Source organism: Nodosilinea sp. LEGE 07298, assembly GCF_015207265.1.
GTDB lineage: Bacteria > Cyanobacteriota > Cyanobacteriia > Phormidesmidales > Phormidesmidaceae > Nodosilinea.
The window spans coordinates 1-18841 of sequence record NZ_JADEXE010000113.1 but is presented as its reverse complement, the minus strand read 5'-3'; the positions used below and the strand labels follow the sequence as shown (position 1 = coordinate 18841).

Below are 18841 nucleotides of genomic sequence, written 5' to 3'. Positions count from 1 at the left end.
GTGCGGAGTTGTTCGCCCAGGTGCGTTCGCTGGTAAACACGGCTCGCCGTCAAAGCATCTCTGCCTTTGACGCTATCTCCCGTGCCCTTACCTCACAGCAGGCTGATTGGCTACTGAGTTGAGCAATTACCTCTGTGGTTAGCATGGTGGTAATTCGAGATGGGATGTTAGGGCATCGAATCGTTAGGACTGACGGAAATGGGAAATTGCTAAACAGAAAGCGTAGTTGGTCTAGCGCAGCTATTCAGGAGCAGGCAATAGTCAAAGATTGGCCTTGGAGGGCTGTCGCGCCTCTTTAGTCGCCATGAACCAGGCAAAGCCCAACAGAATCGAGTACCCAGAAAATAGGAACGCTGCATAGCGTCCAGCGGTTTCGGGGTGCATGTTGCTCATTACGTCAGCAAAGCCCGCCAAAATGGGAACTTCCCCTAGCATTCCAGGCAGCGCGATACAGACTGCGCCCTGCAACCAGTCTTTGGTTTCAATGCGCCGCCACCGCATCAGCCCGACAAAAACCAGCGTGTATAGCCCGCCAGTGCTGGCAACGTTGAGCCAGTACTCCATAACCGAGCGCTCAAAGAAGACTGAGCCCACCTGCCGATAGGCCACGGTAGCCGCCGCCCAAATGCCCAACCCAACCAACAAGACGCTCAAACGATCTTTTGTGTTCATGATGTTTACCTGTGGAACGGTGTTAACGTAACAGTGATTACGTTAATCGTAAATGTAATAGCTATTACGTTAACTGTCAACATGAGTCGACCCACCGAACCCCAAAAGAAAGCTGAGTTGCTCGAAAAGTGCTTGGAGGTAGCCATTGAGGCGGGCGCGCTGGATGCTAGCATCAATGCGATCGCAAAGCGTATCGGCACCAGTGGGCGCATGCTGGTCTACCACTTTGGCTCTAAGCAAGAGCTAGAGCGCCAGGTGATTGCCCGACTAGAGGTGCGTCTGCGCGAACAGCTCCAGTCGCTGCAAAACACAGCCGTAGCCGATGCTAATACCGTTGCCGAGTCGCTGCTAGCGATGTGGCAGCAATTTACTACCCCAGAAATGCAGGGCTGGCTAAAGCTAACTATGGATCTCAACCTGCGGGCTATGCAGGGCGATACCGAAACTCAGCAGTTTCTGGAGCGCGAAACCCAGCAGTGGATTGAGTCGCTGACGGCGCTGACGGGGGATGAAGCAGTGGCGCGATCGCTGTTTCACCTCTTTCAGGGAGCCACCCTCGACTTTTTGACCACGGGCAATGCGCAGCGAGGTGAGCAGAGCATTCAGTCATTTTTGGCTACGCTAAAATCGGCCAATCACCAATAGCGTCATCAAAAAGGCGCAACTTCGCTAATCAACCAGATGCTGTGCGTTTAAGTTGATCTCGCCAGATCGCCTGGGTTGTAGGGTTGAGAAAGTGGACTTTGGGTACCTGATTGGAGTTAGAAAGTATCGCCTAATAAAACACGTCTAGCCAAAGCTCCAAGGTTGCTGTCTCCAGCCTAATTTGCGCTTAGCAGAAACCGTATCCACCTGGGGCATGTGAGTCTCTATAAGAGCAATGGTTGCTCGAACTAACCCTTCAAGTTCACAGACGGCAGCATCAGCCTTTAGGTGAAATAGGCTTTCGAGACGCAGGGCCAAGTTTTCAGGTGCGATCGCCAGTTGGTCAATAAAGCGCCCCATGCGCTTGAATTGAAACGTTGAGTAATACTGACGGTTCAACCCCGCCAAAACCCCCAGAATATTTTGGGCTGATTCCACCATAATTTGAGAGTACCAGAGGGTCGCATCTCGTCGAGCCAGCTTTTCCTGCATTCCCCACACGGGCACAAACGTCAGGTAATGCTTTACCATTGCCTGGGCTAATCCATCGGGAAAGTTGGCAATGCGGGCTTTCCATTGCTGAATCAGCGGTTCACCATACAGCGGTACTCCGTTTAACGTTCCAGACATTCCCTTCATCATGGGAGATTGAATCTCAAAATCTTCAAGAATGCGAGTGATTTCTCTTTCCCACTGAGCGATAGTGGCGTGGGCAAACTGGCATTCTACTCCGTCAATCTGAAGGCTTTCGCCAAAGGCTCCATCCGAGGGATGGCCCAAAAATTCAATCAATTCTGCTTGAGAATTTTGCTGACGTGCCCGCTCCAAGCCTGCCTTTGACGGTAGCTCATCGTAGTAAAACATCACGTCGCAATCAGAGTATTCATCGCACAACCCCTCTGCTACTGAGCCAGTGACCATCACTGCCCTGGTTGTAGAATTGGCAATATACGGTTGGACAGTGCGTCGAACGAGATCTAATAAGTACTGAGTCTTTTCTGTCATGACGAAGGATTTTTGATGGGGTATTTTTATCTGGTAAATGCTGGAACGATGACATAAATAACGGCATCGGCTGTAATGTGCGCGACCACAGCAGCCAAAAGCCCTCGTTGCCAATAGAGCCATCCGAAAATCACACTAACAACACTATTTTGAAAAAGTACAACTTCAATAAAGATCAGTGGTAATTCGCTTGCCATCAATGCAAACTGGGGTAAATGCGCTGCCCCAAATAGTAAAGCCGTAAGACCATTTGCAGCCCAAAATAGAACCTTGCTTGTTTGAGACTGCTTTAGTGCCCAACGGCCAAATCCAACCAGCCCAGTTAATACACCCAATCGAAACCAAATCTCTTCATTGACACCCGCACCAAATGCAGCAAACAATCCTGGCAAAAAACCAGGCAGCACCATATCTCGGATTTCAACTGGAATAAATGAATGAAATGCTTGATCTGATAGAACAACAAAGAATCCGCATAAGCCTCCCAGCCCAATCGCTAAAAACAATGAAAGAAGCCACCTTTCTTTAATGAATAGTTTTACAAAACTGGAGCCTGCAATGCTTTGCTGGCTGCGCGACCATAACCCCAAGCTAGCTAAAGGCGTAGTAACAATTGCGCTTAAAGAACCTGCTATCAGCAAGATTTTTGGCAAGGCAATTGCTTGATGGGCAATAGTTAATCCATAGGAAATTGTTGAGATTGACGCAAAGACCGAAGCAAACAACAAAATTCCCAAAATTCTAAGCGAATCTTGTCTAGAAGCTTGTGTTTTTGAGCCAACATTAGCGGCCATAGTTTTTCCTCCCTTGTCAGGGTGTAGCGGTATAACGCTAATTAAGCATGAACAAAGTCGTGCATTAAGGATACCTACTGTTCAGTATGTAAATACAAAACGACGCATCAGGCAGGGCGGACACAGTTTTTTCGTCTACGCCCATAAGTTAGCATACCTACTAGATGGTATGTCAGTATAAAATTTGACGATTTGGCGGCAGGTTGCCCTCGACTACTTATTTACGCCTCTTGGGTTTGGGGGTTCAGCCCTTGCCAGAGGAGTTGGGCAATAGACTCGGCCTCGGTGGTCAGGTTTACGCTGTCGGGGTCGATGATGTAGTTCAAAATCAAGCCGTTCACTAGGGCGCTCCAGTAGGTTTCAATCATCTGGGCATCGATGCTGGCATTGAGCAGGCCCTGTTCCTGAAGCTGTCGCAGGCTAGTGATTAGCCCCGTCAGCTCGCCCTGATAGTTCATTTCCTGAAACACCTGCTGCACATCGGTCTGGCGACTCTGGATGTAGAACTCCATGGCTAGACGGCACCAGTCGGGGTGGGCCTGGGCGTACTCCAATTGCTGAGTCACCAGGGTTTTGATTGCCGCCGCTGGGCCAAGTTGGGTGAATAGCGTTTGAATCTGCTCAGGGGTGACGTGCAGGGGGCTTTCCTGGTGCTGGCGCAGCAGAGCGACAAACAGGTCGATTTTGCTGGCGAAGTGCCAGTAAACGGCTCCTTTGGTTAGGCCCGCATCGGCAGCGATCGCATCCAAGGTCGCCCCCGCATAACCCTGTTGAGCAAATACCCGCTGGGCCGAGGCCAAAATGCGGCTGCGAGTATCGAGGGGCTGCTCGACCTGGGGGTTTTCTTGAGTGAGAAAGGCCTGGAGCTGCTGCTTGTTGCCCAGGTAGCGCCGCACCGTGGGCCAGCTTACTCCCGCTTCTTTGGCTACGGCGGTGAGGCTGATGTCTTGCAGGGGCTGGGTTTGGGCGAGCTGACGGGCAGCGGCGAGAATGCGATCTTGGGTGGACACGAAAAATATACCGATGAGTATTCATAGTATGTACCACCCGGTATCTGGCTAGGCCATCAGAGGGGCAGTCCAAGCCGTTCAAGTATTCTCCAGCAGCTCTTGACCATAGGCCTCGGTGGCCTGAGGCAGAGCGTTCATGGGCTGAAGGGTTTGGTGCTTGAGCTGAAAAGCTCGGTCGATCTTGATTTGGCTTAAAAAATCCAGGTCGTGGGCAATCACCCACAGCGCACCCCGGTAATCATTGATGGCCCCAATCATCGTCTCAACTGTTTCAACATCCAGATTGTTGGTGGGCTCATCTAAAATCAGCAGGTCAATGGCCGCAATGCTGATCATGGCTAGCGCTAGGCGGGCCAGTTCTCCCCCGCTCAGGACCGAGGCGGGTTTGTCTACCGCCTGGTCAAAGAATAGGAAATGCCCCAGCTGCTGGCGTAGGTGTTGGTAAGACAGCGCCGAGTTGGTGGCTTGCATGTTGCCTAGCACGCTGTGGCGGCGATCAATCAACCCATAGGTCTGATCGAGGTACACCACTTTGAGGGGGTCGGCTAGGCGCAGGTCAGCTGCTTCGAGCCAGATTGCCTCGGTTTCAGCCGTAGCAAAGATGGCTTTGACCAAGCTGGACTTGCCAGAGCCATTGGCCCCGGCGATCGCCACCCGATCGCCCACAACCACTTGCAGCTGAATATCTTGAACCAGCTCGCGCTCCCCTACCCTGAGGTGGCCATCGCGAATTTCTAGTAGCGTGCGGCGCTTTTGATTGGTTTCCGCCAGGTGAATGGTGGTGGCCTTGGTGGTTCTCACCTTGGTCTGGGTGACCTGTTGGGTCGCTTGCTCAACGGCGGCCTGATTGCGCTTGGCCCCCTGGCCTGCGGTGCCCGAGGCCCGATTGGCAAAATAGTGTTTGGCCATCTTGCCCATACTGCCGCCCGCCGCTTTTTGCTCACCACTGCGCTGGGATTGGGCGGCCCGCTTTTGCTCAGCTTGGGCCGTCGCCTGGGCGCGTTTTAGGGCTTTTCTAGCCACCTCGTGGGAACGCTCTGCCGCCCGTTGGTAGGCTTGCTTTTGCTCGCGGTAGTGGGTGTAGTCGCCGCCGTATTCGTTCAGCCCCTAGGGCATGAGTTCCCAGGTAATGGAGGCCACCTGATCGAGAAAGTGGGGCTTGTGGGAGACGAGCACCAGCGCCCCCTGAAACCGCTCCAGACAGAGGCGGAGGTGATCTAAGGCGAGTAGATCCAGATGATTGGTGGGTTCATCTAGCAGCAGTATGTCTGGGGCGGTTGCGAGGGCGATCGCCAGCAGCAGTTTTGTCAGTTCGCCACCGCTCAAACTAGCTGTGGGCAACAATAAATCGAGATGGGTCTCGAACTGAGTCCGCAAGAACTCGTCGATGCACCACCAGTCTTCTGAGGCAGCACTGAGGGTTTCCAGAATGGTCTCCGTCGGCTCAGTCTGCCCTAGGGTGCTGGTCTGGGGTACGTAGGCTAGCGATCCGTACCGCAGAACGTTTCCCAGCGTAGGTTGTAGGTGCCCCGCCAGAATTTTTATTAGGGTAGATTTGCCGCTGCCGTTGCGCCCTACCAGGGCAACGCGATCGCCGACTTGAAGACTGAGGTTAATGGGCTCAAACAGAACGGATGCCGGGTCAAATCCGTAGCTGAGATTCTGCGCAGACAGGAGTACTTTGGCCATACTGATGTCTAAGGCTAATCACCGAAACGTGGGGAAGGGGTGAGGAGTTGTAGCTTAGAAAGAACTTCATGGCGTTGGCGAGAATGACTAACGATGGTCTGGGGCTGAGGTCAAACCCTTACAGCCGTACTACATTGTAATACATTTTTCCTGGGAGTGGTGATCTATTGATCACCAACAGCCACGAGTAAACATGGCCCCTGGACCATAATGGTTTTGAGCCTGATCCAGGCTCACCCAGAAACTCGGGCTGACCTCACCCACCTGGAGACGGCAGCCCTCGAACTTGTGACTCTCCTGCCCATGCGATCGCTCCTTTGATGTTGGAAGCACTGCTACCGATATCACTCGCCTACCCAAAGAACGCCCTGGCCCGCTCCTAATGCTCCCCCGGCGAAAGCCCTTCCAGGGTGGGGGAATAACATGGGATTTTATATACCGCTATAAATTTATTGACTGCTATAATTGAACGTCATAGACGATGCCGTTACCCTTCAACTGTCGATAGACATGGCCTCTCTAGCTCAAACGTTCGACACCACCCGCGCCGAGATCGTCGCGGCGATGGAGGCTCGCATTGAAAAGGGCGATCGCACCAAACTGGCCAAGAAAGAGTTGGACGAGCTAATTTCTATCCTAGTGGCCAAACTGGTAGAGATGAATGCCCTTGGTACCGACACAAAGGCGGCGATTGACCGGCTCTGTGCGGCAGAACAAGTGCTATTGGAGATGGCCTATCCCTGTAGCAGTATCAATTCGGTCTATTTCCCTCGCTACACCAAGGCGATTAAGGCGGCGATTGAGGCGGGGCGCATTTCCCTCAATGGCAAAAATTCCTACCCTCGCCGGTGGACAAAGCGCAATCCGCTGCCGGGGGAGCCCAGCAGTGGTTCTGAGGCGCGACACTATGCCTTAGACGGGTTTACCTACCCGATTGAGGTGCAGGCTCAGCTCAGAGCCACCACTACCCAAAATGCCAATGCTCGCCAGGACGATCGCCAGCCCGTCGACCTCGATGCTTATATGGGCAAAGTCAATCTTCTGTTGGCCTCGAATGACCCGATCGACTTGATTATTGCGATCGCTGCCGTGACCGGGCGGCGGCATACGGAGGTCGTTAGCCTCGGGCAGCTCCAACCCCATGTGGGTGAGATGGCTCAATTGATTCCCCAGGGGCATCCTTACTTACTGCGCTTTACCGGGCAGCAGAAGGCGGCTAAGTCGGCCTATGACGTGCTGACTCTGGTGCCCGCCCAGGATGTCTTGCTGGCGGTGGAAAAGCTCAGGGCTACGGCTGACATTCATGACCTTGACGGGGTCGCGTCTGATGACCCCAGAATGGAGGCGCTGAACGCTCGGGTCAATCGTCGGGTGGTTAAGGTACTGGATCAGGTGCTGCCAACCCCAAAGGGGTTTACCAATATTTCCATCCATCGCTGTCGGGCGGTCTATGTGCCGATCGCACTCCACTATTTTTGCCCGGCCAATATGGCGGAGCAGCGCCTGGCTCAGCATCTCTTGGGCCATGTGCTATTGGATGACACGACCACCGGCAATGCCTCGGTGACGGGACATTATTACCAGTATTATCTGACTCGCAATGGGAAGCCGCTTACGGCGCGGGGGGTGAAGCTGGCCGCTAGTGGCCCAATTCCCTTGCCGCCCGATGAGCTGGATGCACCGGTTACACAACCTCTTACAGACACCGAAGGAGCACTGATTGTGGCTGATTCTCTTCCCGCAAAAACGACGCCGAGCCCGCAGGGGAATGGGGCTAGGGAGGGTGACCCGGTTTGGGCGACGATCTCATCTCAGGCGGCGACAATCTCGACTCAGGCTCAAACCATCTCGGCCCAGGCGGCGACGATTGATCGGCTGGCGCGATCGGGCGGAGGGGGGCAGGGTGACGATTCAGAATTCAAGGCGTTGAAGGTCGAACATGAACGATTACTGGCGATGCTTGAGGAGTTAAAGGCGATCGCCGCTGACCCCAACCAGCTCCAGGCCGCTCAGCGGTTCTTTGCCTTCGATTTTGATCTTGAGGGGGAGGATGAGGGGGCTGAGCCACCGGCGGGGCCACCGGCTGCGCCTTCCCCGGCTCGGCCTCAGGAAAATGACAACGACCATGATAAGGCGCAAGGCACTAAACCCTATCAGCGCGGGGTGCGGCTCCTTGAGCTCGCCCAACAGTGGGCTCAGGAACATCCCGATGCAACGGTCAAGTTCTCCGGGGCGTTACTCAAGGCAGTCGGCATTCATGCGGCCGCCATTAAGGCCATTACCACTGACCTCGACGATGACATTGAGGCATTCAACAAGTCCCTCGGAAATGACTCCCTCAAAACCCATAACAAGGGTAGAACCGAGCCTTTCCTCAACTTCGCGTCGGAAAAGCTCCAACAGGAAGGGCTCTATAATCCACGCAGCTAAAATAAGGGCAACTCACGATTAGGTGAGGTGCCCTTTGAAACCAGAAACTCATTTCTGGGACAAACGCTTCATTGGCATCGCTATCCAATCAAGCGTCGTCTTCATTGCCCTCATCATCCAGTTTAACCAAGTGAATGTGCTTATAGCCCAGCTTAATTTTGAACTCATCGCCAGTCTTCAGTCCCATTTCTTGGGTATAGGCCGCGCCGATCACAATCTGTCCATTCTTGTGAACCGTTAGGGTATAAGATGCTTCTCGGCCCCGACCATCTGCACTCTTCTGCGGCTCAAGCTGAATGCCCTTGGCCGCCAATAACGCATCGTAGAACTCGGCTAAAGCGACACGGGTCTGTCCTTCTTTGCTGACGGTGTAATAACCGCATTCCCTAGCCAGTTCTCGCTTGCTCAGTCCATCATTCTCTTTGACCTTAGCCAGAAGCGCTTTGCCAGCCAACGCTTCTCTCTCTTGTACTGCCATAATTTAGAACGCCCACAAAATACATGTCAAAATACTAAACGACCCATAGAAAATTGTCCTAGGGTTTTTTAGATCTTCTTTCCTACTCTATCTAAAAACTTGAATAAAAAGACAATATTCTGGAGATGATCAGCGTCAAGCACAATTATTAGATTCGAAGTTTTTAGATAGCGCTATCCCTATGGCTCAGCTGGCGCGTTGCACTCCCATCACCGCTGTTCCCATCAACAACCACACGACCGCCGCTCTCCACTGCCCTAGTTCAGTCCAGATCGGCGTTCCGCTTCTCGGGCTGGCGCTGTGCTGAATTGACCGACGCAGCGCCAGTAGTTCCGCCTTGACCCCACTTCAATATCACCTCTGATAACACCAAGTATTGTCTAAACCGTACCGAGTGTTCTGTAACCGCTGCTCACTTCCGCTGGCTTTTGGGTGCGCACCGCCAGCCGCCGCAATAGGCTTTGAGTGATTTTCTGCCATTGATTAATCAATGCGGTAGCGTATCAAACGACGAACCTGCTCAGGAGTAAGGCCTAAATCCTCCGCGATCGCATTTTCCACTTCAGCATAATCTGCCAAAGGATACTCAAACTCCATTTCCTGCAACGAAGATCCCCCCGTTTGCACCGTCACTTCCGTGACCTGAGAGTTGCGATCTATTTCCGCATCAATGGACAGTACCCGCACCGCAAAGGAAACATTGACGGACTCGGCTCCAGTAGTATCAATCTGAGCCACGTCGAGATCACTTTGGCCCAACACCTGCCCGGTTAACCAGCCGCTACCCGCCCAAAATGCCGCCCCCATCAGCACCATCGGCAGGCCATAAACCAAGCCGATTTTGGTAGCGTGTCTTACTTGCATAGCTTTACGCTCCTACACCGAATGTCGCTGAATTAGGGCTAATGGGCTTGCATAGTTTTACACCCATCCACCCACGGAAGAAACCCGATAAGGTGAGTATACGTTTGCCTGCGGGAGATATCACCCACCATGAAAATTCTCTTAGTTGAGGATGATCTGGCTCAGCTCAAGCCGCTCCAGCAGGCGCTGATCAAATCGGGGCATGGCGTTGATGCGGTGCTGGATGGCGATGTGGCTCAGGGCCTGATGGGCGATCGCACCTACGACCTGCTGGTACTCGACTGGATGCTGCCCTACATCAGTGGGTTAGAGCTTTGCCAGCGATACCGACAATCCGGCAAAACGGCTCCGGTTCTGTTTTTGACCGCCAAAGACACCATCCTCGATAAAGTGGCCGGACTCAATGCTGGAGCGGATGATTATCTGGTCAAACCCGTGAACCTGATGGAGTTTCTGGCGCGGGTGCGGGCGCTGGGGCGGCGATCGCCCCTGTGGTTGGGCGATCAGCTCTCCCTTGGAGACTTAATCCTGGATCTGAGTACCCTCCAGCTCCATCGACAGCATGCCAGCGTGCAGCTTTCAGGACGGGAGTTTCAGCTGATGGAATACCTGCTACGCCACCCCCACCAGGTGCTCACCCGCGACCAGATCGAGCAGGCCCTCTGGGAATGGGACATGCAGCCCGAAAGCAAGGCCGTCGCCATTCTGGTGCATCGGCTGCGGCAGCGCCTGCAAACCCTGGGCGCGGAAGACTGGCTGCAGACCGTCTACGGCATGGGCTATCGCTGGACTCTTCCTGAAACGGAGACCCAGCCTTGATGTTTGAGCAGAGCCGATTAAACTTGGCCCAGTGGTTTACCCTTTCCATGGGCAGCATTCTGGTAGCGTTTGCCGGGGTGCTGTATGTCTGGGAAGCACGAGAACGCCTCTACTTTTTCGATCAGACCCTGTACAACAGCAGCCAGGTCATTGCCTCTGGTGTCGAAGAAATTACCTACGGTGAAAAACGCCGCATTGATTTGGAAAATGCCCCGCTGCTGGGCAGCGATGCCATCAAGCTCGACACCAACATCGTCTTTGCCCGCTGGTACACTCCCGAAAAAGCCCTGCTGCAGTTCATGGGAGATATCCCCGCCCCTACCCTAAAGGCTACGTTGGGCTTTCAAACCCTTCATGGCCACGGGTCTGCCCCCCAACCAGCCCTGCGTCAGTTGACCCTACCCGTCTACCGGGATGGGCGCATGCTGGGCTATTTGCAGGTGGCGGCATCCCTGGATCCGGTGATCCCGCCCTTACAGCAACTGCGCCTGTTTTTAGGGATTGGTCTACCCATTGCCCTGGCCATCATTGCCTTTACGGGCTGGCTACTGGGGGGTAGAGCGATGCAGCCCATTCGCCTGGCCTATCGACGGCTGCAGCAGTTCACCGCCGATGCCTCCCACGAGCTGCGGGCACCCCTGGCGGCCATCATCAGCAACGCCCAACTGGGCCTGATGGAACCGACCTCCCCGACAGAGCAAGCCGACTGTTTGAAAACCATCTCTGAGGCAGGGGAGTCCATGAGTACCCTGGTGGGGCATCTGCTGTTTCTAGCTCGCCATCAGGGCCAGCTACCCCCCGAGGCCTTTCAGCCGACGGAAGTAGGGGCGCTGCTGACCTCCATTGCGGCGGACTACAATCCCCGCATGACCGCTCAAGATCTGCATTTCGAGGTCATATCGCTGGCAGGGACGGCTTGGGTACAGGGGGAACCGGGACTGCTGCGTCAAGCGATCGCCAATCTGCTGGATAATGCCTGCCGCTACACCCCGGCAGGGGGCACCATTCGGTTAGTTGGCCAGCTGCAACCGCGATGGGTCTACGTCCGGGTAGAAGATTCCGGCCTCGGCATTCCCGTTGAGGACCTGCCCCACATTTTTGAACGCTTCTACCGGGTCGATAAAGAACGGTCCCGGCAGGCGGGAGGCTTTGGCCTGGGTCTGGCGATCGTGCGCCAGATCGTTGAGCTGCATGGCGGGCAAATTAAGGCCACCAGCCAGGTAAAGCAGGGGTCGCAGTTCCAGATTCGGCTACCGCTGGTGGCTTCTCCGACCGATTGAAACCTTCATGTTACTTTTGCGCCGCAGTATGGAGGGTAACCAATCAACGATAGGCACGAATGTCAGTGAAATCAGCCTTTTTGAAGTGCTGAAATTCTTGGCCTTCCCTAGGAAGGCTTTGCCCACTAGCCCTGATTCTGCGGCGTTCGTGCTCTTCATGGTCACCCATTTCTGGAGGTAACTCACTATGAACATCGCTTTAATCAGCACAGGTATCACCGCGATCGCCCTCGCCGCTATAGCATTGCCCGGCCTGAGCCAGTCCACCATTCAAGACTTGCGTAGCGCCAACACCGTCACCATCTCCGGAGAAGTGGTCCAGCTCACAGACGACGATGATTTTCTGCTGAATGATGGTACCGGACAAATTGAGGTCGAGGCGGAAACCGCTGCTATTCGAGCGTCAAATCTCGCCGTGGGCACGACTGTCACCGTCACGGGCTATTACGACGAGGATGAATTTGAAGCCCTGACCCTGACTCCCGCTGGTGGCGAAACAATTACGGTTGTGGATGATTAGCTGAGATTTGCCGATCGCACATAAGCTCCTTCATCCAAGTTCCCTCACAAAAGAAGATAGCTGCTGTTACATCCCTCACCTCAGTTAAGCCTTGCCCCGTACTTTCTACTGACTATGAGCTGCGTTTTAGTAACTGCCAGCCGTCTTCGCCTCGCCACCCTGCTAGAAAAAGGGCTGCAGCTCCAGGGCTGGACTACCTCCACTGCAACCAACTACAGCGCTGTCATCGATGCGATCGGGCAACCTCGTACTGATTTGGTGCTCGTGGATGCCGACTTTTTTCAAACCGATACCTCATCCCTAGTGGCGCTCATCCAGCAACGACAGCTTCCCCTAATTCTGCTGGCAAAGGACTACCAAGTCGGTGGCCACGATCTGCGAAAGATTGCAGCCCCAGAAGATATTTTTATTAAACCTTTCTCCACTCGTTATTTGATGACCGTCTTGAAGCAAAAGCTCTCTTTGGGTGAATGCACCTTTATCCAGTAGTAGTGGAAGAGTAATCGTGTAGATTTCGGAGTCCTTTAGCTGGCCGAACAGATCTCTTGGGTATCTGCAAGTATAACCATAGTCACGTTGGTTAGGACATCCAGAAACCCTATGAACGTTCAAACGTTTGAACGTTCATAGGAAACCGGCCTTAACCAGACTGGCTACAGCTATAACCCTCTGGGATCGAACTATGCTGCCTGAGTAAATGCACTATGCAAGAAACGTTGAAAAACCTGGCCAGACTATGGATGCACGAGGTGAACCCCCGCCTGATGTCTTTTGTCACAACCGCTGGCGTCATTTGGCTCGGGGTTTGTCTGCTCTTGCTGTTTGGTTTGGCCAACCTGGCTGAAGAAGTGCTGGAGCAGGAGGTCTTTGCTTTCGACGAAACTATCCTGCTCTGGATTAACAACTTTGCCAATCCAGTCATGAACCAGGTCATGCTGACCATGACCCGGCTGGGAGATCCTGACATTGTGGTGCCCCTCACCTGCATTGGTGTTGTCTGGTTGTGGTGGCGCTGGCGCTGGCGGATTGCCGCTATCTTTGCCATTAACTGCATCGGGGGAGCGGTGCTGAGTACGGGGTTCAAGCTGATTTTTGGGAAGGAACGCCCTGCGCTATGGTCACAGCTGATTACCGAAAACTCCTACAGCTTTCCGAGCGGCCACGCCCTGGGGTCGATGGTGCTCTATGGCTTTTCGGCTTACCTTCTCGTGCAGCGGTTTCAATCGCACAAGTGGTTGATTTACGGTATTGCCACGTTACTGATTGGCAGTATTGGCCTCAGCCGCATTTATCTGGGCGTTCACTGGCCTACAGATGTGGTGGCAGGGTATAGCATCGGCTTTCTGTGGCTGAGCCTGTGCATTGGCCTGTTTCAGCTTGCAACCAAACGCTCAGGACGACCTACAAACTCCAGCAGCGGCTAATCCTATGAGCCGTTAGATTGCCTGTAATCAACCCAAAGAGGTTGAGGTATCGGCCAATAAGGGCTCTAATCGGTAAGTTCGAGTATCGATCAAAACTTTATACTTTGCCGTCTCTATAAACTTGAGGTAACTGGTACCAGGATAGATGAGGATTTAGATGGTGCTCTCGGTGATACCCAAAATGGTAGCAAGTAATAAATGACCAAAAAACTGGCAAATGAATGCTTTTAATAGAGTGACCAGATTTAGGTACGTTGCTTGTTTGCCGATGGGGAAGAAAGATGCCGAAGGTGAACAGCTGTAATGAGCTGAGCACCATGGGAATAATCCAAAAAAGAATCAGATTAATCGCCGGAATGTGGCAGATAATGAAGGCACAGAAAATTAAGCTGATGCCAATCAACGACACCCAAACCTGCCCGTTTGTCTGGTAAGTCTTCATAAACTGGATGTACCAGAACCAGAACCTTCCCTTGTCCACATCATGATGGTCAGGATCTTGTTCGGTAGCAGGAAAGCGATGATGAAGCCGGTGGTTTTTAGCCAGCAGCTGATAAGGCAATAGCGCGTACAACCAGGATGTTACGTAACCGAATGCGTCGTTAAGCCCATGAAAATCAGAAATATTTCTATGAATAGCTTCATGGGTAACGATGAATAAACCGGTATGTAAAAATGTTCTGACCAGAATTGCCCAGAGCCAATAAAGTAGAGGAGTTTGGGCACTAAATAGGGTGAAGGTGCCCACTAAACTGATAAGCCACATTAATCCGATTAAGCCAGCCCAGTACAGACTTAATTGAGAATGACTAAAGATCTTAAAGGGGCGTGAGGGTGATTGACTGACCATATCTCTTCATGTTTCCAATCTAAACAAGCTACTCCTCTATGAGCACTCCTAAAGCAGATCAACATCTTTGCCAAAGCCCCAGGACTCCTTTAAAGTTTCACGGAAAGCAGTGGCCTGATATAACATGACCTCTCGCAGTGGAATAAGGAGAGCTTGAGCATTTGATTGGGAGAGACATTGAACCTGAGTTTCAAAGACCTGAATCTCAAACTGCTGTTTCAAGGGCAACTGATCAATATCCATGTGTGACATTCCCTTAGCTATGGCTAGCAACGTTACGTTGATTAATGTAACGTTTTGCTGAAGACATTGCGCCAATCTCTTTCTTTCGTGGTAGACGTCCCCGAAAGTGTGTCGCTCTAGATTGGTAGGCTCTGCCGCAACACCGAATTATCCGCCCAACCGCAATGCCTATAACCCCAGTGAATCCGGCCCTCAGTCGTTCGGGGCACCGGCATCCCACAGTTGGGCACTGAATTGTACGCAGAGAAGATAGGCGCGGAGGGGGAGAAGTGTGCTGACCAGGGATATATAGCTGGAGGTGAGCGCAGAGGTGAGAAAGCTTATAAGCTGCCTACTTGGTGGCGTGGGAAAGGTATCTGAAGAAGTCTACGGCGGGGTAAGGGTGGTGTAAAGCACAGCCCATGTGCCCCGATGAGGGCATCTTCTGTGGTGGTAGAGGGGCGATCGCAACCTACAGGCCAATGAGCACCCACCAATAGTCCTAAGCCGCTAGTGGTTAGTGCTCATCGAGAAAAGATAAAAGGCCCTGCGGCAGCGCCCAGAGCCCAAGATCGTTACCGATACAAATTCAGATCGGCAAAGCTGAAGTTAATCGTGCAGCTAACTGAATAGGCTTTGACTGCTAATCGGTGACCAACTACTAGCAGGCTAGTGACTGATCATCCAAGGCCTGGCAGCAGGAAACCATTTCTTACCATCAGCGGTGTAGAGCACCTGTGGTTTGCTAAGGCCCTGCTCCTGACAACCGCAGCCTTTGCCATGTTGGTGCTCATGCCGCGCCTGCTCCTCAGCGCGATGCTCGGGAGTCGAAAACAGGGGCTCATGCTGACTACGCTCGTTTCGGGCCATAGCGACTTGAAGGGGAGGATTCGTGCCCAGCAGCGCAGGCGGCAGCACAATTACCCGCGCCGCCAGGGATTCACACTGCGGGCAAGGTTGAGGCTGTGCGCTTTCCGACAGCATTGCCAGCTCCTGAAACAGGCCATGATCACGGCACTTATAGTCGTAGAGAGGCATAGACATTACTCCTTGTCAGCTGAAAGGGGCACATCCATAGTGCTATTGGCTTGGGCCTGCGGGCCGTCGGCACCAGGATTGATGTTGAAGTCGAAGATATCGGTGGGCAGCCACAGAGTGGCGCAGGCGTTGGGGATGTCTACAACGCCGCTAATGTGCCCTTCCACTGGAGCGCAGCCGAGAATCGCGTAGGCCTGGGCACGGCTGTAGCCAAACTTAGTCATGTATTCGATAGCATTCAGGCAGGCCTGGCGGTAGGCAACATGAACATCTAAGTAGTGCTGCTCGCCTTGCTCGTCCACCGAAATGCCCTCGAAAATCAAGTAATCGTCGTAGCGAGGCTTGATCGGGCTGGGTTTGAAGATTGGGTTTTTGATGGCATACTTGGCCATGCCGTCCTTGATCACGTTAACCCGCAAGTGAATCCAACCGGCCATTTCGATCGCCCCACAAAAGGTGATCTCGCCATCGCCCTGGCTGAAGTGAAGATCTCCTACTGACAGGCCACCACCTTTCACGTAGACCGGAAAATAAACCTTGGAGCCTCGGGAGAGGTCTTTGATATCGCAGTTACCGCCATGTTCCCGAGGCGGCACGGTGCGGGCACCTTCGGCGGCAGCAAGTCTGGCCTGATCCGCAGGCATCCGGCCCATGTGAGCTGTATCAGCATAGGGCAGGGCTGCCAGTGGCGGCACCCGATTTGGGTTGGTTTCGACAAGGGCCTGCTCACGCCTGTTCCACTCCGCCAGCATCTCCTTAGAAGGCAGGCAGCCAATCAGCCCAGGGTGAATTAGGCCAGCGAATTCTACATTGGGAATATGTCGGGACTTAGTGAACATTCCGTTGAAATCCCAAATGGACTTCTGGGCTTCAGGAAAATGTTCAGTTAGGAATCCGCCACCATTCTTTTTTGAAAAGAAGCCGTTGAAACCCCACTGGCTCTCCTTAAATGCGCCGATATCTAGGATATCTACCTCTAGCAAATCACCGGGTTCTGCACCCTCTACGCCCACCGGTCCAGAGAGAAAATGTACTTGAGTCAGGTCAACATCTCGAACGTCATCGGCACTGTCATCGTTGTTTATCTGTCCTCCGGTCCAGTCGTAACACTCAACAATAAAATCATCACCAGGCTTAACCGTGGCCACCAGTGGAATATCGGGATGCCAGCGGTTGTGGATCATGTCGTTCTCGTAAGGAGACTTATCCAACTCGATTTTGATCAGAGTGTCGGCCATGGCCGTTAGTCCTTAGTATCAGTTGATCGGTCACAACATAACATGGGGAAAAAGTTGAAAAGTATCAACAAGCACCTGTTTTAGTCGTCATCGCTTTCTGCGGAAAAAAAGGGGAGCCGAAGCCCCCAGATAACTAACCCCGCAGCTGCACCCGCGACCCGCGAGAAGCTGACCCTAGGGGCACCTGGCTACTTGGCATAGTGCAGGGAATGGAGACCGCAAACGGCCTAGGCCCAGAAGACACAGAGCGCACCAGGATGGAGTAGCCCACCACCACTAGAACGGCCTGGCGCAGCTTGGGAACCCCTTGCGCCGGGTTAGAGGCATAAAATAGCGTCCCCTGCGTTGGTCGCCCATAGAGGTCCTGTCTACACCGAGCCAGCGACAAACCAAGGCTGTATTGCTTGAGCGGGCTTACCTGGCATCCCAAGTGCGATCGCACCCCCAACCCGCCAAGGCTGAGCCTTTTGGCGCTAGCACTCACTACATGACCTGAACATCGGCCTAGCGGTAATAGACATACGCAGCACAGATGCTTAGGATCTGCAGTAGCGACCCTAAAATTTACGCCCAATGCCCCCAACCCTGAATGAACCCCTTTCCCTCGAAATTTTTGAACAAATCAAAAGCAAAGCAGGCGCTCCCTTTGACAACACTCATCGAGCTGTGCTGACACTGACTGGAGCGACCTACGTCCAAGGGTTTGTGGTTTTGAATAACGGGCAGTATGAGCCTATCGAACACGCCTGGATTGAACTGGGTGAAGATATTATCGACCCGACGCTGCCGCATATAAATAAGACCCAGCAAGAAATCTACTACTTTCCCGCCCAAAGCCTCAGCATCAAGGCATTAAAAGCCTCTATTGAAGAGGCCCGAGAAGATTACCCAGATGATCCTCCGCTGCCGATTTACGGTGCTCCGCCCTACGAGTATTACGGTGACGTGATGCTAGGGGGAAAAGACTACGTGAATGCTCATCAAGCCGCCGAATTGAAGAGCAGAGAACTCAAGGCAGCTAGAGCAGAACGCAAACAAAAAACTTGACGTTGTCAAATCATTATGCCTGTTTGACTAAAGCTAAGAAGTCTTCTAAAGCTGGAGAAACCTGATGTTTGTGCCAAGCTGCTGAAATTTCAAAAAGGGGGTCGGGGTTGACGTTCAACGTAGGGCAGCAATCGTTCTCTCGGCTTCATCAAAAGCTCGGAAGAGCCGTGCCCTGTCCCCATTGGCCGTCATAGCCAACCGAAACCCGATCACCGCGCTGGGCGGGGCGACTAGCAAGATGAACAAGGGTTACGCTGGCCGCATCATTCACAGCACCGCGCCAGATAGCCTGTCCTTTACTATTCTGTTTGTCAAAACTGAGGAAGGCTTCTGGCAGGGCTTTCAGTCATTCATCTCTTGGTAAGTCAGTGCCGGGCTTAGTCATCAGGTGCGATCGCCTTCACCAACCGAAACCCCACATGGGTAGTGCCGGTATCCACCGCTTGGGATTCGCGGGCGGCGGGGCGATAGCGACTGCAATAGTTTTTAGCGCAGAGGTAGGAACCGCCTTTAATCACGTGGGTGGCTCCGTCCTGGGGCTTTTTGGGGTCGTAGCTAGCCGCCTGGGTAGGGCCGATGGGGTCGTGCTGGTGGGCTAGGTCGTCGTGGTAGACGGTGTACCAACTGGCGGTTAGTTCCCACACGTTGCCCGCCATGTCGTAGAGGCCGTAGCCATTGGGCGGAAAGGATAAGTAGCTAGGCGCATTTAAACATAAAACGTTCTAGCTGATAATTTCCAGCTTTACTACGCGCTTCCATGCCGTCAATGACGGTCATGGCCAAGTCATATTCGTTATCAAACATCTGACCGGCAAT

22 protein-coding genes and 1 pseudogene are annotated in these 18841 nt (G+C 53.2%); 9 read left to right on the top strand and 14 right to left on the bottom strand.

Going from position 1 to position 18841, the window contains the following annotated elements:
* Positions 1 to 261: 261 nt before the first annotated feature.
* A complete protein-coding gene (locus IQ273_RS16285) occupies positions 262 to 672 on the bottom strand; it encodes a DUF5367 family protein (protein WP_194024225.1) in 411 nt (136 codons plus the stop codon).
* A gap of 81 nt (positions 673 to 753) precedes the next feature.
* On the opposite strand from IQ273_RS16285, the gene IQ273_RS16280 reads away from it, so the two are divergent.
* Positions 754 to 1317, top strand: a complete 564-nt coding sequence (locus tag IQ273_RS16280; protein WP_194024224.1) for a TetR/AcrR family transcriptional regulator — start codon at positions 754 to 756, stop codon at positions 1315 to 1317.
* A 144-nt stretch (positions 1318 to 1461) separates the two neighbouring features.
* Here IQ273_RS16280 and IQ273_RS16275 read toward each other — a convergent pair whose 3' ends face one another.
* The 5 genes from IQ273_RS16275 to IQ273_RS33750 form a co-directional block, all read right to left on the bottom strand.
* Positions 1462 to 2181, bottom strand: coding sequence for a hypothetical protein (locus tag IQ273_RS16275; RefSeq protein WP_228053177.1), 720 nt, complete (start codon positions 2179 to 2181; stop codon positions 1462 to 1464).
* 167 nt (positions 2182 to 2348) lie between these two features.
* Positions 2349 to 3116 carry a CPBP family intramembrane glutamic endopeptidase gene (locus IQ273_RS16270; RefSeq protein WP_194024222.1) on the bottom strand — a complete coding sequence of 256 codons (768 nt, stop codon included), beginning with the start codon at positions 3114 to 3116 and terminating at the stop codon, positions 2349 to 2351.
* A gap of 221 nt (positions 3117 to 3337) precedes the next feature.
* Positions 3338 to 4126 carry a TetR family transcriptional regulator gene (locus IQ273_RS16265; protein ID WP_194024221.1) on the bottom strand — a complete coding sequence of 263 codons (789 nt, stop codon included), beginning with the start codon at positions 4124 to 4126 and terminating at the stop codon, positions 3338 to 3340.
* A 78-nt stretch (positions 4127 to 4204) separates the two neighbouring features.
* Positions 4205 to 5149, bottom strand: a complete 945-nt coding sequence (locus IQ273_RS33755; RefSeq protein WP_313898149.1) for an ATP-binding cassette domain-containing protein — start codon at positions 5147 to 5149, stop codon at positions 4205 to 4207.
* 84 nt (positions 5150 to 5233) lie between these two features.
* A complete protein-coding gene (locus IQ273_RS33750) occupies positions 5234 to 5815 on the bottom strand; it encodes an ATP-binding cassette domain-containing protein (protein WP_228053175.1) in 582 nt (193 codons plus the stop codon).
* A gap of 510 nt (positions 5816 to 6325) precedes the next feature.
* On the opposite strand from IQ273_RS33750, the gene IQ273_RS16255 reads away from it, so the two are divergent.
* Positions 6326 to 8245: a protelomerase family protein gene (locus IQ273_RS16255; protein ID WP_194024220.1), complete on the top strand. Its 1920-nt coding sequence runs from the start codon at positions 6326 to 6328 to the stop codon at positions 8243 to 8245.
* An 88-nt stretch (positions 8246 to 8333) separates the two neighbouring features.
* Here IQ273_RS16255 and IQ273_RS16250 read toward each other — a convergent pair whose 3' ends face one another.
* Both IQ273_RS16250 and IQ273_RS16245 read right to left on the bottom strand, forming a co-directional pair.
* Positions 8334 to 8723 (bottom strand): AbrB family transcriptional regulator, encoded by a 390-nt coding sequence (locus tag IQ273_RS16250; protein WP_194024219.1) that lies wholly within the window; start codon positions 8721 to 8723, stop codon positions 8334 to 8336.
* A 483-nt stretch (positions 8724 to 9206) separates the two neighbouring features.
* Positions 9207 to 9587 carry a hypothetical protein gene (locus tag IQ273_RS16245; protein WP_194024218.1) on the bottom strand — a complete coding sequence of 127 codons (381 nt, stop codon included), beginning with the start codon at positions 9585 to 9587 and terminating at the stop codon, positions 9207 to 9209.
* A gap of 129 nt (positions 9588 to 9716) precedes the next feature.
* Here IQ273_RS16245 and IQ273_RS16240 point away from each other — a divergent pair, with 129 nt between their 5' ends.
* The 5 genes from IQ273_RS16240 to IQ273_RS16220 all read left to right on the top strand — a co-directional run bounded on the left by IQ273_RS16240 (position 9717) and on the right by IQ273_RS16220 (position 13630).
* Positions 9717 to 10406, top strand: coding sequence for a response regulator transcription factor (locus IQ273_RS16240; protein ID WP_194024217.1), 690 nt, complete (start codon positions 9717 to 9719; stop codon positions 10404 to 10406).
* Positions 10406 to 11686 carry a cell wall metabolism sensor histidine kinase WalK gene (locus IQ273_RS16235; protein ID WP_194024226.1) on the top strand — a complete coding sequence of 427 codons (1281 nt, stop codon included), beginning with the start codon at positions 10406 to 10408 and terminating at the stop codon, positions 11684 to 11686. Before IQ273_RS16240 ends, IQ273_RS16235 begins: the two co-directional genes overlap by 1 nt.
* Before the next feature lie 187 nt (positions 11687 to 11873).
* The gene (locus tag IQ273_RS16230) at positions 11874 to 12206 is read left to right on the top strand and encodes a NirD/YgiW/YdeI family stress tolerance protein (RefSeq protein ID WP_194024216.1); all 333 of its coding nucleotides are present in this window, start codon (positions 11874 to 11876) and stop codon (positions 12204 to 12206) included.
* A gap of 114 nt (positions 12207 to 12320) precedes the next feature.
* Positions 12321 to 12695 carry a hypothetical protein gene (locus tag IQ273_RS16225; protein ID WP_194024215.1) on the top strand — a complete coding sequence of 125 codons (375 nt, stop codon included), beginning with the start codon at positions 12321 to 12323 and terminating at the stop codon, positions 12693 to 12695.
* A gap of 215 nt (positions 12696 to 12910) precedes the next feature.
* Positions 12911 to 13630, top strand: a complete 720-nt coding sequence (locus IQ273_RS16220) for a phosphatase PAP2 family protein (protein WP_194024214.1) — start codon at positions 12911 to 12913, stop codon at positions 13628 to 13630.
* Between the two features lie 97 nt (positions 13631 to 13727).
* Here IQ273_RS16220 and IQ273_RS16215 read toward each other — a convergent pair whose 3' ends face one another.
* The 5 genes from IQ273_RS16215 to IQ273_RS16195 all read right to left on the bottom strand — a co-directional run bounded on the left by IQ273_RS16215 (position 13728) and on the right by IQ273_RS16195 (position 17462).
* Entirely contained in the window at positions 13728 to 14480 is a 753-nt protein-coding gene (locus IQ273_RS16215) for a fatty acid desaturase (RefSeq protein ID WP_194024213.1), read from the bottom strand.
* A gap of 48 nt (positions 14481 to 14528) precedes the next feature.
* Positions 14529 to 14723: an NblA/ycf18 family protein gene (locus IQ273_RS16210; protein WP_194024212.1), complete on the bottom strand. Its 195-nt coding sequence runs from the start codon at positions 14721 to 14723 to the stop codon at positions 14529 to 14531.
* A 648-nt stretch (positions 14724 to 15371) separates the two neighbouring features.
* Positions 15372 to 15740, bottom strand: a complete 369-nt coding sequence (locus IQ273_RS16205; RefSeq protein ID WP_194024211.1) for a zinc ribbon domain-containing protein — start codon at positions 15738 to 15740, stop codon at positions 15372 to 15374.
* A gap of 5 nt (positions 15741 to 15745) precedes the next feature.
* Positions 15746 to 16978: a formamidase gene (gene fmdA / locus IQ273_RS16200; RefSeq protein WP_194024210.1), complete on the bottom strand. Its 1233-nt coding sequence runs from the start codon at positions 16976 to 16978 to the stop codon at positions 15746 to 15748.
* 133 nt (positions 16979 to 17111) lie between these two features.
* Entirely contained in the window at positions 17112 to 17462 is a 351-nt protein-coding gene (locus tag IQ273_RS16195; RefSeq protein ID WP_194024209.1) for a hypothetical protein, read from the bottom strand.
* A gap of 89 nt (positions 17463 to 17551) precedes the next feature.
* Between IQ273_RS16195 and IQ273_RS16190 the strand changes: the two genes are divergently transcribed.
* Both IQ273_RS16190 and IQ273_RS34415 read left to right on the top strand, forming a co-directional pair.
* On the top strand, positions 17552 to 18025 hold the full coding sequence (locus tag IQ273_RS16190; protein ID WP_194024208.1) for a hypothetical protein: 474 nt from the start codon (positions 17552 to 17554) through the stop codon (positions 18023 to 18025).
* Between the two features lie 238 nt (positions 18026 to 18263).
* The gene (locus IQ273_RS34415) at positions 18264 to 18389 is read left to right on the top strand and encodes a hypothetical protein (protein ID WP_255534525.1); all 126 of its coding nucleotides are present in this window, start codon (positions 18264 to 18266) and stop codon (positions 18387 to 18389) included.
* A gap of 13 nt (positions 18390 to 18402) precedes the next feature.
* Here the strand turns inward: IQ273_RS34415 and IQ273_RS16185 are convergent.
* Positions 18403 to 18714 (bottom strand): annotated as a pseudogene (locus IQ273_RS16185) (formylglycine-generating enzyme family protein); the annotation flags it as partial.
* Positions 18715 to 18841: the final 127 nt, after the last annotated feature.

What these genes read in the sequence shown, in the direction of transcription:
- IQ273_RS16245 (WP_194024218.1), bottom strand. Translation starts at nt 9,587, where the DNA reads ATGCAAGTAAGACACGCTACCAAAATCGGCTTGGTTTATGGCCTGCCG.
- IQ273_RS16210 (WP_194024212.1), bottom strand. Translation starts at nt 14,723, where the DNA reads ATGGATATTGATCAGTTGCCCTTGAAACAGCAGTTTGAGATTCAGGTC.
- IQ273_RS16280 (WP_194024224.1), top strand. Translation starts at nt 754, where the DNA reads ATGAGTCGACCCACCGAACCCCAAAAGAAAGCTGAGTTGCTCGAAAAG.
- IQ273_RS16255 (WP_194024220.1), top strand. Translation starts at nt 6,326, where the DNA reads ATGGCCTCTCTAGCTCAAACGTTCGACACCACCCGCGCCGAGATCGTC.
- fmdA (WP_194024210.1), bottom strand. Translation starts at nt 16,978, where the DNA reads ATGGCCGACACTCTGATCAAAATCGAGTTGGATAAGTCTCCTTACGAG.
- IQ273_RS16250 (WP_194024219.1), bottom strand. Translation starts at nt 8,723, where the DNA reads ATGGCAGTACAAGAGAGAGAAGCGTTGGCTGGCAAAGCGCTTCTGGCT.
- IQ273_RS16285 (WP_194024225.1), bottom strand. Translation starts at nt 672, where the DNA reads ATGAACACAAAAGATCGTTTGAGCGTCTTGTTGGTTGGGTTGGGCATT.
- IQ273_RS16235 (WP_194024226.1), top strand. Translation starts at nt 10,406, where the DNA reads ATGTTTGAGCAGAGCCGATTAAACTTGGCCCAGTGGTTTACCCTTTCC.
- IQ273_RS16275 (WP_228053177.1), bottom strand. Translation starts at nt 2,181, where the DNA reads ATGTTTTACTACGATGAGCTACCGTCAAAGGCAGGCTTGGAGCGGGCA.
- IQ273_RS16205 (WP_194024211.1), bottom strand. Translation starts at nt 15,740, where the DNA reads ATGCCTCTCTACGACTATAAGTGCCGTGATCATGGCCTGTTTCAGGAG.
- IQ273_RS34415 (WP_255534525.1), top strand. Translation starts at nt 18,264, where the DNA reads ATGAACAAGGGTTACGCTGGCCGCATCATTCACAGCACCGCGCCAGAT.
- IQ273_RS16270 (WP_194024222.1), bottom strand. Translation starts at nt 3,116, where the DNA reads ATGGCCGCTAATGTTGGCTCAAAAACACAAGCTTCTAGACAAGATTCG.
- IQ273_RS16215 (WP_194024213.1), bottom strand. Translation starts at nt 14,480, where the DNA reads ATGGTCAGTCAATCACCCTCACGCCCCTTTAAGATCTTTAGTCATTCT.
- IQ273_RS16190 (WP_194024208.1), top strand. Translation starts at nt 17,552, where the DNA reads ATGCCCCCAACCCTGAATGAACCCCTTTCCCTCGAAATTTTTGAACAA.
- IQ273_RS16225 (WP_194024215.1), top strand. Translation starts at nt 12,321, where the DNA reads ATGAGCTGCGTTTTAGTAACTGCCAGCCGTCTTCGCCTCGCCACCCTG.
- IQ273_RS16240 (WP_194024217.1), top strand. Translation starts at nt 9,717, where the DNA reads ATGAAAATTCTCTTAGTTGAGGATGATCTGGCTCAGCTCAAGCCGCTC.
- IQ273_RS16220 (WP_194024214.1), top strand. Translation starts at nt 12,911, where the DNA reads ATGCAAGAAACGTTGAAAAACCTGGCCAGACTATGGATGCACGAGGTG.
- IQ273_RS33750 (WP_228053175.1), bottom strand. Translation starts at nt 5,815, where the DNA reads ATGGCCAAAGTACTCCTGTCTGCGCAGAATCTCAGCTACGGATTTGAC.
- IQ273_RS16230 (WP_194024216.1), top strand. Translation starts at nt 11,874, where the DNA reads ATGAACATCGCTTTAATCAGCACAGGTATCACCGCGATCGCCCTCGCC.